Here is a 13,590-nt window from a genome sequence, read left to right as displayed (position 1 = left end):
GTATGTGCCAGGCAGTGGTCACCCGGGGCGGGAAGGTTGCCGGGTCTAGGGTGGATGGTGTGACCGAAAGCGACAAGCGCCCGCTCGCCGTGTTCGACCTGGACAACACCCTGGCCGACACGGCCCACCGGCAGCGGTTCCTGGAGCGCAGACCGCGCGACTGGGACGCCTTCTTCGCGGCCGCGCCCGAGGACCCGCCGATCCCCGAGGGCATCGCGCTGGTGCTGGAGCGTGCCGAGGAGTGCGAGATCCGCTACCTCACCGGGCGGCCCGAGCGCTGCCGGCGCGACACGCTCGCCTGGCTCGCCGCGCAGGGGCTCCCCGAGGGGCGCGTGTACATGCGGCGCAACGACGACCGGCGGCCCGCCCGGCGCACCAAGCTGGAGATCCTGAAGCGGCTCGCCCGCACCCGCGAGATCCGGGTCCTGGTGGACGACGACGAGTTGGTCTGCGCGGACGCCGAACGGGCCGGATTCACCGTCGTACGGGCGCACTGGACCGCCCCTTCCGCGGCGCTGGAGGTGGCGCAGGAGCGGGAGGGGCGGACCTGAGAGCCGTCAGCCGGACTCGTCCAGGCGGAAGCCGACCTTGAGCCCCACCTGCCAGTGCTCGATCTGTCCGTCCTCGATCTGGCCCCGCACCTGGGTCACCTCGAACCAGTCGAGGTTGTGGAGGGTCTGCGAGGCACGGGCGATGCCGTTGCGGATCGCCTGGTCGACGCCGTCGGGGGAGGTGCCGACGATCTCGGTCACCCGGTAGGTGTGGTTCGTCATGGTTCCACGGTGCCTCAGGCGGCGTCGGAGCGCGAGCCGTCCGACCCTATCGTTGGCCCATGGACGCTATGCCCAATCCCCTGCGCCGGCTCACCTTGGAGCAGCTCCGGCGGCGTACGAGCATGAAGTGGCGGACCTACCCGCAGGACGTACTGCCGCTGTGGGTCGCCGAGATGGACGTCCCCCTGGCCGAGCCGGTCGCACAGGCGATCCGGGACGCGGTGGCGCTGGGAGACACCGGGTATCCGGCCGGCACGGCGTACGCCGAGGCGCTGGCCGGCTTCGCGAGCGAGCGGTGGAGCTGGGACGGGCTCGCCGTGGAGCGCACGGCGATCGTCCCGGACGTCATGCTGGGCATCGTCGAGATGCTCAAGCTGGTCTCCGGACCGGGCGATCCGGTGGTCGTCAACTCGCCCGTGTACCCGCCCTTCTACCAGTTCGTCGGAAACATGGGCAGGCAGGTCGTCGAGGCCGAACTCGGTACGGACGGCCGGATCGACTTCGAGGTCCTGGAAAACGTCTTCGCGCGGGTACGCAAGGGCGCGGCCCGGCCCGCCTATCTGCTGTGCAGCCCGCACAACCCCACCGGCGCCGTCCACTCCGCCGAAGAGCTGGCGCACGTGGCGGCGCTGGCGCGGACGTACGGCGTGCGGGTCGTGGCCGACGAGATCCACGCCCCGCTCATCGCGGCGGGCGCGACGTTCGTGCCCTACCTGAGCGTGCCCGGCGCGGAGAGCGGGCTGTCGCTGATGTCGGCCTCCAAGGCGTGGAACCTGGCCGGGCTCAAAGCCGCGGTGGCCGTAGCCGGGCCCGACGCGGCCGACGACCTCGCGCGCCTTCCCGAAGAGGTGGGTCACGGTCCCAGCCATGTCGGCGTCATCGCCCACACCGCGGCACTGCGGGACGGCGGCGCCTGGCTCGACGCCCTGCTCAGCGGCCTCGACGACAACCGCCGGCTGCTGGCCCAGCTCCTCGCCGAGGAACTGCCCGCCGTGCGCTACGAACCCGCCCAAGCCACCTACCTCGCCTGGCTGGACTGCCGGGCGCTGGAACTGCGCGGCGATCCGGCGGACGTCTTCCTGGAGCGTGGCCGGGTCGCCCTGAACTCCGGCGTCCCCTTCGGCACCGGGGGCGCCGGCTTCGTACGGCTGAACCTGGCGACCTCCCCGGAGCTGATCACCGAGGCGGTCCGGCGGATGGCCGCGGCCCTCGACTGACCGCGGGGGCCGGCGCGAACCGGCCCCCGCGAGTCCGCGCTACCGCACCACGCTCAGCGACAAGGCGAACCGGCCCTCGCTGTCCGTCCACCAGTGCGCCAACTCCAGCCCGACGGCGGCCAGTTCGGCACGAACGCCCTCCTTGCGGAACTTCGCCGAGATCTCGGTGTGCAGCTCCTCGTCCGCCGCGAAGTCGACGGCCAGGTCGAGCGCGGGGACCTTCACGGTCTGTTCCCTACGCGAGCGCAGCCGCATCTCGATCCACTCGTTCTCGGCGTCCCAGAGGGCCACGTGGTCGAAGGCACCGGGATCGAAGTCGGCACCCAGCTCGCGGTTGACGACGGTCAGGACGTTCTTGTTGAAGGCGGCCGTCACCCCGGCCGCGTCGTCGTACGCCCTGACCAGCACGTTCTCGTCCTTGACCAGGTCGGTGCCGAGCAGCAGCGCGTCACCGGGTGAGAGCAGGGCGTGGACGGAGGCGAGGAACGCGGCGCGCTCGACCGGCAGCAAATTGCCGATCGTGCCGCCGAGGAAGGCCACCAGACGCGGGCCCGGCGTCCCCGGCAGGCTCAGACCGCCCGTGAAGTCGGCGATCAGCGCGTGCACGCTGAGCTCCGGCCGCTGGGCGATGAGGGCGTGCCCGGCCTGGGTGAGCGCACTCTCGCTGACGTCGACCGGCACGTACGTGTGCAGCCCGGTCAGCGCGTCGAGCAGGTACCGGGTCTTCTCCGACGAACCGGAGCCCAGCTCGACCAGGGTGCGGGCGCCGGTCGCCGCGGCGATCTCGCCGGAGCGTGCGACGAGGATCTCCCGTTCGGCGCGGGTCGGATAGTACTCCGGCAACTCGGTGATCTGCTCGAAGAGTTCGCTGCCGTGGGCGTCGTAGAACCACTTCGGCGGCAGTGTCTTCGGCGTGTGCGTCAGGCCCTTGAGGACGTCGGCGCGCAGGGCGGCCTCGGTGGCGTCCTCGGGCAGGGTGCGGGTCAGTAGGAACGGACTCACGTGCTGGGCTCCTCGAATGGTTCCGCGGACGGTTCCTTGAGCGGTGTGAGCAGGACGTCGGTGCGGCTCGCCGCGAGCAGTGTGCGGTCGGGGACCTCCTGCCAGTGCGGATCGTCGTCGTAGGGCTCGGAGGCCACGACGGTGCCGGTGCCGGGGCGCTGGAGGTACCAGAGGGTGTCGCCCCAGGCGGTCGCGGCTATGGACTCCCCGTTGGTCAGCAGGAGGTTCAGCCGGGAGCCCGGGGCCGCCTCGGCGACCTCCAGGACCGTGTCGGCCAGCGCCTGGCCCTCCTCGTCGCCGCCGTGCAGCCGGTTCAGGACCAGCGCCCACACGAACGCCGAGTCGTTGCGGGCCTCCATCGAGAGCAGGTCCCCCGGGGGGAGCGCCGCGGTCAGGGGAGCCAGGGCATGTGGCCACCCCTTGACCGCGCCGTTGTGGCTGAACAGCCAGGGACCCGAGGCGTACGGCGCCGCGGCGGCCTCGGCGTCGGCTCCCGCCAGGGTCGCGTCCCGTACGGCGGCCAGGATCGCGGTGCTGCTCACGACCCGTGCCAGGTCCGCGAAGGACAGGTCCGCCCAGATGGGTCCGGCCCGTCGGTACCGGGCCGGGACCGGGTCGCCCTCGGCGTACCAACCGACCCCGAAACCATCGGCGTTGACAGTGCCGTACCGCTGCCGCCTGGGTGCCCAGGACTGGCGGTAGAGACTGTGCGGAGGCGCCACGAGGAGGCTGCCGAGCGGCTCCTCGGGCCCCAGGTACGCCAGGTGACGGCACATCAGACGGCCTCCGCGGAACGGGCCGTGCGGAAGCCGGAGAAGATCTGCCGCCTGATCGGATAGTCCCAGTTGCGGAACGTGCCCCGGCAGGCCACCGCGTCCACGGCGAACGAACCACCGCGCAGCACCTTGTGGTCGGGGCCGAAGAACACCTCCGAGTACTCCTTGTACGGGAACGCCTGGAACCCGGGGTAGGGCTCGAAGTCGCTCGCCGTCCACTCCCACACGTCACCGATCAACTGCCGCACGCCGAGCGGTGATTCGCCCTCCGGGTAGCTTCCGGCGGGGGCGGGGCGCAGGTGCCGCTGGCCCAGGTTGGCGTGCTCGGGCGCGGGGTCGGCGTCGCCCCACGGGTAGCGCGTCGAGCGGCCGCCGGCCGGGTCGTGGCGGGCCGCCTTCTCCCACTCGGCCTCGGTGGGCAGCCGCCGTCCGGCCCAGCGGGCGTAGGCGTCGGCCTCGTACCAGCACACGTGGACCACCGGCTCGTCGGGCGGCACGACCTCGGTGACGCCGAAGCGCCTGCGCAGCCACTGCTTGCCGTCGCGGCTCCAGAACAGCGGGGCGTGGATGGAGTGCTTGCGGATGTGTGCCCACCCGGCCGGCGCCCACCAGCGCTCGTTGTCGTAGCCGCCGTCCTCGATGAAGGCCTGGTACTCGGCGTTCGTCACCGGAGTGGTGTCGATGTAGAAGGGATCCACCTCACGCCGGTGCGCCGGGCGTTCGTTGTCCAGCGCCCACGGCTCGTCGGAGGTGCCCATGGTGAACGGGCCGCCGGGGACGAGGACTTCGGCCGGGCCGGTGAACAGCGGGGCCGGTTCCGGGTCGGGGGCGGTCAGGGCCTGGGGGCCCTTGCGCAGCTGATGGGTGATCAGCATCGTCTCGTCGTGCTGCTGTTCGTGCTGCGCGATCATCCCGAAGGCGAACCCGGCCTCGGTGAGCCGGGTCCCGTGGAGCGCGGCGCCCTCCAGGACGTCCAGCACCCGCCCGCGTACCTCCGCCGCGTAGCGCCGGGACTCGACGGGCGACAGCAGGGGCAGCGTGGGCCGTTCGGAGCGCGGGTGCTCGAAGGCGTCGTAGATGCCGTCGATCTCGGGCCGTATCGCCTCCTGCCCGGCGACGGTCCGCAGCAGCCACTGCTCCTCCTGGTTGCCGATGTGGGCGAGGTCCCACACGAGCGGCGACATGAGCGGCGAGTGCTGGGCGGTCAGGTCGGGGTCCTCCACACAGCTGGTGAGGAGGGTCGTGCGGTCCCGGGCGGTGACCAGGGTGGTCACGGCCCGCTCGCGGACGGTCTCGGGGTCGACGGAGGAATCGACGGACGGGTTGGTCATGTGCGGATTTCCTTCCCGAGCGAACCGTGGGTCCGGTCCAGCAGATCGTCGGCGGGGCAGCGGCCCCGGATCACATAGCGGTGCAGATACGTTTCGACGGCGTGCGTGACCTCGGGTGTGGCGCCCAGCCGTGGCAGCGCCTCCAGGGCCGCCGCGAAGCACGCGATCGCCGCCTCGTGCAGTTCGGGGTCGGCCAGGCCGTGGCGGGCCGCGTCGATCCACAGAGGGTTGTGCGGCGCGGGCAGCGAGTGGGTGCGTTCGGCCAGCGGCTTCACCACCCGGTAGGCGGTCTCGGCGGCCTCGGGGTCGTCGAACAGTGCCGTCGTCACCGCGAGCGGCACGATCCAGCCGTCCTCGCCCGGCTGGGCGTCGATCATGCGCAGCTCGAGATGCCCGCGCGGCCTGACCGGCGGGAACAGGGTCGAGACGTGGTAGTCGAGATCCTCCCGCGTCGGCTGCCGCGGCGCCCCCGACCTGGCCCACTCCCGGAAGGTGAGTCCCTCCGGGACGTCCCAGGGGCCGCTGTCCCGGCGTATGCACATCACCGGCGCGTCCAGGACGTGCCGGGCCCACGCGGTGCGGGGGTCGGTGTCCAGGGAGGGACCGCCCGCCCGGCCCTTGCCGATCTCCGTCCACAGCAGCTGGCGGGTCGAGAGCCAGCCGGTGGGCTCGGAACCGGCGAGCGGGGAGTTGGCGAAGGCGGCCACCAGGACCGGGCCCAGCTGGTGCGCCAGCCACCAGCGTCGTCCCAGGCCGAGGGGGCCGGGCTCCTCGTGTCCGGCGTCCACGCACACCTGCACGGACGCCGAGGTGCACATCATCGCGCGGCCCGCAGGGCCGGTGCGGTCGAGGCAGGTCTCCAGGGCGTCGTAGCGCGGTTCGTGCAGATACCTGCGGGGCGGGTGCCACGGGTCGTGGCCGATGCCGACGAGGCCGAGACCGTGCTCGGCGAGCGCCGCGCGGACGGCGGCGAGGTCGGCGGAGACGGTACCGATGCACTCCATCAGGGAGTCGGCGGGCTGAGAACTCAGCTCCAGCTGACCGCCCGGTTCGACGGTGAGCGCCGACTTCAGGGGCACGGTCCGCAGTGCGGCGTAGGCCGCCGCGAGTCGTTCGGGTGTGACGGGGAGCCGAGGGCTGCTCAGCTCGTGCACGAGCCATTCCACTTCCACCCCGATGCGGCGGGGCGGGCCCGTCTTGAAGCAGATGCCACGGACCAGGGCCTCGAGCTCGGCTTCCGGCAGGGATGTACGGGGCTTCGTACAGTCGCCCGGCGTACAGTCGCTGGGTGTGTCGGACATGTCGGGATCCTCCTGAGATTCCACCATGCCACCAGTCCGGGGATCAGGTGGGTCGGACCGGCAACGCTCGTCCCACCCAAGACCCTCATCTCGTTCCGCACAAGGGGGCACTTCCTTGCATTAGGGGCTGTGGATCTCCGTTTTCCCCGGGTTTTCGAGGAGTTTTCCTGCTGCGCCGGGCGCAGGAAACTCTGTTGCACCACATCCGGGCCATCGCCCACGATTCCTCCATGGGCACGACGGGGGAGACCGCGCGGCGTGCGGTCATGGCGTCCACGGGGGTGGCGCCATGAGCGCACGTCTGCGCGGGATCGCGCACGAGACGGAACAGATCGTCTCGGCGGGGCACTATCGAGCGCCCGACGGACGCGAGGTCTCCGTGGCCGCCGAGATCGAGGCGGCACGGGCGGGGACGCGGATGTACGCACCGGAACCCCTGGAGGCCCCGGTCTTCGCCGCTGTGGACACGTTCTTCGAGGTCACGGGCGAGTCCAGCCTGGAGGCGGCCCATCGGCTCGGTGGGCGCACCGCCGTACTGAACTTCGCCTCGGCGCGCAATCCGGGCGGCGGCCATCTGAACGGCGCCCAGGCGCAGGAAGAGGCCCTGTGCCGGGCCTCCGCGCTGTACACCTGCCAGCTGGGGGCCCGCGAGTTCTACGACCACCACCGGGCCCACCGTGACCCGTTCTACTCCGATCGGGTCATCCACTCACCGGCCGTGCCGGTGTTCCGGGACGATCGCGGCCGTCTGCTGGACGCGGCACACCTCGTGGGTTTCCTGACGGCGGCCGCCCCGAACGCCGGGGTGGTCCGGCGCACGGCACCCGAGCGGGCCGCCGAGCTGCCGCGAGCCGTGGCGGCGCGGGCCGGGCAGGTGCTGTCGGTCGCCGTCACGGAGGGCTACCGGCGGCTGGTGCTGGGCGCCTGGGGGTGCGGGGTCTTCCAGAACGACCCCGCACAGGTGGCGGGGGCGTTCCGGGCGCTGCTCGGGCCGGGCGGACGGTTCGCCGGGGCCTTCGAGCACGTGGTCTTCGGGGTGTTGGACCGAACGAGGGACGCGGTGGTGCGGGATGCGTTCGTACGGGCTTTTCCGGAGCGTCAGCTCCAGCGGTGACCCGTCAGCTCTCCGAAGCGGTGCTCAGCGCCAGCCGTACCGCTCGTGCAGCCGCTGCCTGACCAGGTTGAACCGCCCCCGGTCCAGCGCGCACGCCTCCCGGCGCATGCCCTCCTCGTGGAGGCGCAGGATGCGGTCGACGTCCACCCAGGAGTCCCGCCCGGTCCGGTCCCAGGGCCCGCTGCCGATCGCGACCCACTCCCGGTCCCCGTCGTGCCGCTTGCTCGACAGCTGTACGGCGAGGAAGGTGCCGGCCGCCTCCCGGGCGACCACGAGCACGGGACGGTCCTTGCCGCGTCCGTCGTTCTCCTCGAAGGGCACCCAGGTCCACACGATCTCGCCGGGGTCGGGGTCGCCGTCGTGCGCGGGGGAGTACTCGGTGCGCACCCTGCCGACCTCGCGGGGTTCGGCCTCGGTGGTGGCGGTGGCGCCGAAGCGGCCGGGGACGTTCTCATCGGTAAACGCAGTCACGTGGGGAACCTTAAGGCGTCCCCCGAACCGGGCGAGCGGTACGGTCGGTTGGATGAACGCAACGTCGGCCGCGACGGCGAGCGCGGTCACCTTCGTGTGGCTGGGGATGGTGCTGGCGATCTCCTTCCTGGAGGCGCCGCTGAAGTTCCGCGCCCCGGGCGTGAGTGTCCGCGTCGGCCTGGCCATCGGGCGACTGGTCTTCCGGGCCCTGAACGTCGTGGAGTGCGTCCTGGCCACCGGGGTCGTCGTGGCCGTCGCCGCCGGTGACCCACCGGGCCGGATCGTCGGGTGGACCGTGGCCGCGGTGGTGCTGCTGGTCGGTCAACTGGCGGTGATCCGCCCCCGTTTGAACCGTCGCTCCGACCGCGTTCTGGCCGGTGAGGACCTGCCCCGCTCGCGCGGCCACCTTTTCTACGTCGCCTTCGAGGCCGCCAAGGTCGTCGCCCTGCTCGGTCTGGGTGTCACGCTGCTCGCCCTGTGAACGCGGGCCGTCCGGGACCCTCGTGTGCGAGAGCCCCGGACGGATGCCGGGTGCCGCTGCCCGTTACTCCTGGACCGGCACCTTCTGGGAGGGCGGCGGCGCCACCCCGTTGAGCGAAGTGCCGTTGACCGGCTGCCCGTTCTGGTTCATCGACGCCAGCAGCTGACGGGCCAGACCCAGCCCGGTGCCGCCCATGGTGAGCGCCTTGGCGAACATGTCCGCCATACCGTCGGCGCCGTTGAGGATCACCATGTTGTCGGCGTTGCCGAACGCGGACGCGCCGGCCCTGACGATCTCCGGCCAGTTCTCGGCGAGTTGCTGGGCGACGACCGCCTCCTGGTTCTCGGCCAGGGCGGCGGCGCGGGCCTTGATGGCCTCCGCCTCCGCGAGACCCTTCGCCCTGGCCGCCTCGGCCTCCGCGAGACCCCTGGCCTGAGCCGAGGCGGCCTCGGCCTCACCGGTGGCCCGGGTCGACGCGGCCATGGCCGTACCGCGGGCCTTGGTCGCCTCCGCCTCGGCTATCGCCGCCGTCTTGACCCGGGTGGCCTCGGCCGCCGCGGCGAGCTCGGTCTCCTTCGCCTTGGCCTCGGCCCCGGAGATCCGTGCGTCACGCTCCGCCTCGGCGAGGGTGCGCTTCTCGTAGGCCTTGGCGTCCGCCGGCTTGCGGACGTCCGCCTGGAGCTGCTGCTCCCGCCGGTTCGCCTCCAGTTCGGCGATCCGGGTCTCCTGGACGACGACCTCCTGCCGGGCCGCGGCGTCGGCCAGCGGGCCGGCCTGGCGCGCCTTGGCGCCCGCCTTGTCCCGCTCGGCCTGGTAGCCGGCCTGCAGGATCTCGCTGTCCCGGGTAGCCTCCGCCATCCGGGCGTACGCCTGCTGCTCGGCCTCGGTGGCCAGCCGGTTCGCCTCCGCCTGCGCGATCCGCGCGTCCCGCTGGACGGCCGCCGCGTGCGGCATCGCCAGGTTCTGCATGTACCCGGTCGGGTCCTCGATCTCGTGGATCTGCAGGGAGTCGACGATGAGCCCCAGCTTCTCCATCTCCGTGCCGCAGGCGGCCCGGGTCTGCCCGGTGAGCTTCTCCCGGTCGCGGATCATGTCCTCGACGGTCAACCCGCCGACGATGGACCGCAGATGACCGGCGAACACGTTGTGCACCCGCTCGGACATCAGCTTCTGCTGGTCGAGGAAGCGACGTCCCGCGTTGGCGATCGACACGAAGTCGTCGCCCACCTTGAAGATGACCACGCCCCGCACCTTGAGCGGAATGCCCTGGTGGGTCACGCAGTCCACGTGCAGTTCGGTCTCGTTCAGGTCGAGCGAGAGCTTGCGCACCGCCTGCACACCGGGCAGCACCAGCGTGCCGCGTCCGGTGACGATGCGGAATCCCATCCCCGCTTCGAGCCCCTCCGTCTTGTGGTTGGAGCCCGAGATGATCAGTGCCTCGTTGGGTTCCGCGACACGCCACATCAGTTTGAACAGACCGATCAAAGCGGCGATGGCAGCAACGGCCACCCCCGCAACGACGCCGACAACCATCGGCATACGCCCCCTTTGGATGGTGCCCTTTCGGCACCGAACGAAGGGAGTGTGCGCCTGTTCGAGGCGCCGGTGAAGACGCTGACGCATCCTTGTCGAAACCTTGATACACACGCCTCTCACCTGCGCGTGAGCAGGCTCAACTGTCGTACGCCGCCTGGACGTAGACCGTCCTCGGCGGCAGGTACTCCACCACCATCACCACCGTCCCCCGCTCGATCCGGTCCGTGCCGGAGGCGGGGTAGGCGAGGAAGTGCTCGGCGCCGCCCCGGACCCGGACGATCACCTCGCCGACGAGCCCCGGCCCGATCGCCCCCGTGACCCGCCCCATGAGCCCGACCATCGACGCATCGTCCATGGTCACAGGGTACGGGCCAGGGATGCTCACCCGACCGGTGAATCCGCGCCCACGCGAGGTTCGGGCCAGACCTCGTGCCAGCGCAGCTCCGCCTCCAACTGCGCCGCGAGCGACAGCAGGAGCGGCTCGCTGTTCGCGGGGCCGAGCAACTGCGCCCCGACGGGCAGCCCGCCGCCGACGAACCCGGCGGGCACATTGACCCCGGGCCACCCCAGCACGTTCCAGGGCCAGGCGTAGGGACAGGCCGCGATCATCGCGCGGTCCGTGGCCAGCCCGCCCAGCTCCAGCATCGCCCCGATGCGCGGCGGGGGAGCGGCCGTCGTCGGGGCGAGGACGACGTCGTACGACGTGAAGAACCCGCCGATACGGCGGTGCAGGACCGCCTCCGCGCGCCGCGCCACCCGCAGCGGGACCCCGCCGAGCAGTCCCCCGAGCCGGGCCGCGTCCCGGGTACGGCGATCGAGGAGCGCGGGGAAGGGCGCCTCGCGGACCCGTTCGGCGATACCGGCCGTGGCGCGCGGGATGAAGGTGAGCCCGATCTGCCCGTACGGCGGATCCGCCTCCTCGACCGTGTGGCCCAAGTCGCTCAGCTTTTCGGCCAGTTCGACGGTCCGTGCCCGCACCTCCGGCTGGAGCCGGGCGGGCAGCGCGGTGAACGGCGGCTTCAGGGCGAGCGCGATGCGCAGCCGGCCGGGGTCGCGGCCGATCGCCGCCGAGGCGTCGACGGCGGGCGGGCGGTGCGGGTCCAGGGCGTGGTTGCCGGCCGCCGCGTCGAGGAGGAGGGCCGCGTCGGCGACCGTGCGGGCGAGCGTGCCGTTGACGGTGATGCCCTGGAAGGACTCGCCGCGCGGCCAGGTCGAGATACGGCCGCGCTGGGGTTTGATGCCGACCAGGTGGGTCCAGGAGGCGGGGATCCGTACCGAACCCGCCCCGTCCGAGCCGAGCGCTGCGGGCACCAGACCCGCGGCGACGGCAGCGGCGGACCCGCCGGACGAGCCGCCCGGCGTGTGCTCCGGGCTCCACGGATTGCGCGTCGCGCCGAAGGCGGGCCCCTCGGTGAACGGCCACTGCCCGAACTCGCAGGTGTTGGTCTTGCCGATGATCACGGCCCCGGCCGCGCGCAGCCGCCGTACCGCCTCGCCGTCCCGGGCGACCGCCGGGAACTCTCCCCGGCAGCCGAACGCGGTGGGTTCACCGGCCACATCCATGTCGTCCTTGACGGCGACGGGCACCCCGAGCAGCGGCTTGCGCACCCCGGCGGCCAGTTGGGCGTCCGCGGCCTCGGCCTCGGCGAGAGCGGCCTTCGTCCGTACGATCCGGAAGGCGTTGAGCACGGCCTGGGACGTCTCGATCCGCGCAAGGGCCTCTTCGACGAGGGCCCGGGAGGTGATCGTGCCGTCGGCCAGTGCGCGGGCGGTCTCCACCAGGCCTGCGGAACGGTCGTGCGTCATACGGGGGCACCTCCGGGACTCCGGGTCGACGTTGCCTACCGAACGGTAACGTCGGAAAGCGCTTCTCCGGAACGTGCCGGGCCGGAGTGGCGGCCGTGCGGGTGGCACAGCTTTCACACAGGGCTCACCAGGTCGTGCGCGAAGCATTGACGCGTACCGGTCACAGTCCTACCTTCTGATCGACTTCCCGAACTTCGTTCGGTATGCCGGACGTGCAGGTCGACGGCAGAGTCGCGCCTTGTTCCTGTTCGAGGGAGAGCCGCCCGTGAGCACACGACCCCCCACGCCGTCCCGCCGCACGCTGCTGCGCGCGCTGGCGGCCCTGCCGGCCTCGGCCGTCCTGCTGGGTGAACTGCCCGGCGCGGCCTTCGCCGCCGCCCCGCCGAGCGGTTCCGCGACGCGCTACACGATCGTGCCGTTCCTCAACAGCAACGACGGGACCGTGAACGTCTACCAGTCCGACGACGCCACGGACTTCCGGCTGCTCAAGTCCTCCGCCTTCACACCGCCCAGCAACAGAATCCGCGACGCGAGCGTCTTCAAGCACACCGACGGCTACTACTACCTGACGTACACGACCCACACCTGGCAGGACGTCAGTACCACCATCGGTTTCGCGCGGAGCTCCGACCGGGCCAACTGGACCTTCCTGTACGACTACACGGTCCCGATCACCAACCTGTCCCGTGCGTGGGCGCCGGAGTGGTTCGTCGACAGCGACGGCAGCGTGAACGTCATCGTGTCCTGCTCGGTCACCAGTGACGAGTGGATCTTCACGCCGTACCGGCTGAAGGCGACGAACTCGGCGCTGACGGCCTGGAGTTCGCCGGTGGCCCTGTCCGGGATCGGCTCGAACCACATCGACACGTACATCGTGAGGACCGGCTCGACGTACCACGCCTTCACGAAGAACGAGACAGCGAAGTACATCGAGTACGCGACGGCTTCCTCGCTCACCGGCCCCTACACGATCTCCCGGACCGGCGACTGGGCGGGCTGGGGCAGCTATCGCGAGGGCCCGTCCGTGATCCCGCTCGACAACGGCGGCTGGCGGATCTTCTTCGACGGCTACGGCGACGGCACCTACTACTACAGCGACAGCTACGACACGTTCGCGACGTGGTCCGCCCCGACCGCGCTGCCGGTGGTCTCCGGCACCGCCCGGCACTTCACGGTCATCAAGGAGACGGTGTCCGGCGGGCCTTCGCTCGCGAAGAACGTCACGCGGTCCTTCCAGTCGGCCAACTACTCGACGCGCTACTGGCAGGCGCAGTCCTCGCTGCTCAACCTCCCGGTGGTGACCGCCTCCAGCACGGCCGCCGAGAAGTCGGCGGCCACCTTCACGGTTGTCGCGGGCCTCGCCGACTCGAACGGCTACTCCTTCCGCGACTCCGCCGGCAACTATTTGCGCCACTGGGACTTCCGTGCGCGCTTCGACGCCAACGACGGCACGTCGACCTTCGCCAAGGACGCGACGTTCATCGCCCGCACGGGCTCGTCCTCGGGCGCGATCCGCTGGGAGTCGTACAACTACCCCGGGTACTACCTGCGCCACTACAACTACCAACTCCGGGTCGAGCGGACGGCCGGGACGGATCTGTTCCGGCAGGACAGTTCCTTTGTGCCGGTGGGGGCCTGGGGCTGAGCCGCACCGCCGCTGGGGCTGCGGGAGCCGGCATCACGGAAGCGTCACAGGGGCGATCGAGAAGGCGCTTCGTCGGTCCCATGGGGGCGGACACACCGGGACGACACCGTCGGCATAGAACATTTGGGCAACAACGC

General features: G+C 71.5%; 14 protein-coding genes. 5 read left to right on the top strand and 9 right to left on the bottom strand.

Going from position 1 to position 13,590, the window contains the following annotated elements; all coding sequences use genetic code 11:
- Positions 1 to 59 precede the first annotated feature (59 nt).
- Positions 60 to 551, top strand: coding sequence for a hypothetical protein (locus BFN33_RS17330; RefSeq protein WP_069760962.1), 492 nt, complete (start codon positions 60 to 62; stop codon positions 549 to 551).
- A gap of 6 nt (positions 552 to 557) precedes the next feature.
- On the opposite strand, the gene BFN33_RS17325 is transcribed toward BFN33_RS17330, so the two are convergent.
- Positions 558 to 773, bottom strand: a complete 216-nt coding sequence (locus BFN33_RS17325) for a dodecin (protein WP_069760961.1) — start codon at positions 771 to 773, stop codon at positions 558 to 560.
- 59 nt (positions 774 to 832) lie between these two features.
- Between BFN33_RS17325 and BFN33_RS17320 the strand changes: the two genes are divergently transcribed.
- Complete coding sequence (locus tag BFN33_RS17320) at positions 833 to 1,990, top strand: MalY/PatB family protein (RefSeq protein WP_069760960.1); 1,158 nt, start codon at positions 833 to 835, stop codon at positions 1,988 to 1,990.
- 39 nt (positions 1,991 to 2,029) lie between these two features.
- Here BFN33_RS17320 and egtD read toward each other — a convergent pair whose 3' ends face one another.
- From egtD to egtA, 4 genes are read right to left on the bottom strand one after another with little or no spacing between them, the layout of a single operon-like run.
- Complete coding sequence (gene egtD, locus BFN33_RS17315) at positions 2,030 to 2,992, bottom strand: L-histidine N(alpha)-methyltransferase (RefSeq protein ID WP_069760959.1); 963 nt, start codon at positions 2,990 to 2,992, stop codon at positions 2,030 to 2,032.
- Positions 2,989 to 3,768, bottom strand: coding sequence for an ergothioneine biosynthesis protein EgtC (egtC, locus tag BFN33_RS17310; protein ID WP_069760958.1), 780 nt, complete (start codon positions 3,766 to 3,768; stop codon positions 2,989 to 2,991). The genes egtD and egtC overlap by 4 nt, the downstream gene beginning before the upstream one ends.
- Positions 3,768 to 5,099, bottom strand: coding sequence for an ergothioneine biosynthesis protein EgtB (gene egtB / locus BFN33_RS17305; RefSeq protein ID WP_069760957.1), 1,332 nt, complete (start codon positions 5,097 to 5,099; stop codon positions 3,768 to 3,770). The genes egtC and egtB overlap by 1 nt, the downstream gene beginning before the upstream one ends.
- Positions 5,096 to 6,400: an ergothioneine biosynthesis glutamate--cysteine ligase EgtA gene (gene egtA, locus BFN33_RS17300; protein ID WP_069760956.1), complete on the bottom strand. Its 1,305-nt coding sequence runs from the start codon at positions 6,398 to 6,400 to the stop codon at positions 5,096 to 5,098. The genes egtB and egtA overlap by 4 nt, the downstream gene beginning before the upstream one ends.
- A 289-nt stretch (positions 6,401 to 6,689) precedes the next feature.
- Between egtA and BFN33_RS17295 the strand changes: the two genes are divergently transcribed.
- Positions 6,690 to 7,514, top strand: coding sequence for a TIGR02452 family protein (locus tag BFN33_RS17295; RefSeq protein ID WP_069760955.1), 825 nt, complete (start codon positions 6,690 to 6,692; stop codon positions 7,512 to 7,514).
- Between the two features lie 24 nt (positions 7,515 to 7,538).
- On the opposite strand, the gene BFN33_RS17290 is transcribed toward BFN33_RS17295, so the two are convergent.
- Positions 7,539 to 7,985, bottom strand: coding sequence for a type II toxin-antitoxin system PemK/MazF family toxin (locus tag BFN33_RS17290; protein WP_069760954.1), 447 nt, complete (start codon positions 7,983 to 7,985; stop codon positions 7,539 to 7,541).
- A 52-nt stretch (positions 7,986 to 8,037) separates the two neighbouring features.
- On the opposite strand from BFN33_RS17290, the gene BFN33_RS17285 reads away from it, so the two are divergent.
- Complete coding sequence (locus tag BFN33_RS17285) at positions 8,038 to 8,466, top strand: hypothetical protein (protein ID WP_069760953.1); 429 nt, start codon at positions 8,038 to 8,040, stop codon at positions 8,464 to 8,466.
- A gap of 63 nt (positions 8,467 to 8,529) precedes the next feature.
- On the opposite strand, the gene BFN33_RS17280 is transcribed toward BFN33_RS17285, so the two are convergent.
- The 3 genes from BFN33_RS17280 to BFN33_RS17270 form a co-directional block, all read right to left on the bottom strand.
- Complete coding sequence (locus BFN33_RS17280) at positions 8,530 to 10,005, bottom strand: flotillin family protein (RefSeq protein WP_069760952.1); 1,476 nt, start codon at positions 10,003 to 10,005, stop codon at positions 8,530 to 8,532.
- A gap of 133 nt (positions 10,006 to 10,138) precedes the next feature.
- Entirely contained in the window at positions 10,139 to 10,357 is a 219-nt protein-coding gene (locus BFN33_RS17275) for a hypothetical protein (protein ID WP_242436198.1), read from the bottom strand.
- A 26-nt stretch (positions 10,358 to 10,383) separates the two neighbouring features.
- Positions 10,384 to 11,808, bottom strand: a complete 1,425-nt coding sequence (locus BFN33_RS17270; protein ID WP_069760951.1) for an amidase — start codon at positions 11,806 to 11,808, stop codon at positions 10,384 to 10,386.
- A gap of 265 nt (positions 11,809 to 12,073) precedes the next feature.
- On the opposite strand from BFN33_RS17270, the gene BFN33_RS17265 reads away from it, so the two are divergent.
- The gene (locus BFN33_RS17265; protein ID WP_069760950.1) at positions 12,074 to 13,453 is read left to right on the top strand and encodes a glycoside hydrolase family 43 protein; all 1,380 of its coding nucleotides are present in this window, start codon (positions 12,074 to 12,076) and stop codon (positions 13,451 to 13,453) included.
- Positions 13,454 to 13,590: the final 137 nt, after the last annotated feature.

Origin of the sequence: Streptomyces sp. LUP47B (assembly GCF_001746295.1) — a bacterium.
Taxonomy (GTDB): Bacteria; Actinomycetota; Actinomycetes; order Streptomycetales; family Streptomycetaceae; genus Streptomyces.
This window is presented reverse-complemented; position numbering and strand designations above follow the sequence as displayed.

Coding starts and splice junctions, on each gene's coding strand:
- BFN33_RS17325 (WP_069760961.1), bottom strand. CDS start 773: ATGACGAACCACACCTACCGGGTGACCGAGATCGTCGGCACCTCCCCC.
- egtA (WP_069760956.1), bottom strand. CDS start 6,400: ATGTCCGACACACCCAGCGACTGTACGCCGGGCGACTGTACGAAGCCC.
- BFN33_RS17320 (WP_069760960.1), top strand. CDS start 833: ATGGACGCTATGCCCAATCCCCTGCGCCGGCTCACCTTGGAGCAGCTC.
- egtC (WP_069760958.1), bottom strand. CDS start 3,768: ATGTGCCGTCACCTGGCGTACCTGGGGCCCGAGGAGCCGCTCGGCAGC.
- BFN33_RS17270 (WP_069760951.1), bottom strand. CDS start 11,808: ATGACGCACGACCGTTCCGCAGGCCTGGTGGAGACCGCCCGCGCACTG.
- BFN33_RS17295 (WP_069760955.1), top strand. CDS start 6,690: ATGAGCGCACGTCTGCGCGGGATCGCGCACGAGACGGAACAGATCGTC.
- BFN33_RS17280 (WP_069760952.1), bottom strand. CDS start 10,005: ATGCCGATGGTTGTCGGCGTCGTTGCGGGGGTGGCCGTTGCTGCCATC.
- egtB (WP_069760957.1), bottom strand. CDS start 5,099: ATGACCAACCCGTCCGTCGATTCCTCCGTCGACCCCGAGACCGTCCGC.
- BFN33_RS17275 (WP_242436198.1), bottom strand. CDS start 10,357: ATGGACGATGCGTCGATGGTCGGGCTCATGGGGCGGGTCACGGGGGCG.
- BFN33_RS17285 (WP_069760953.1), top strand. CDS start 8,038: ATGAACGCAACGTCGGCCGCGACGGCGAGCGCGGTCACCTTCGTGTGG.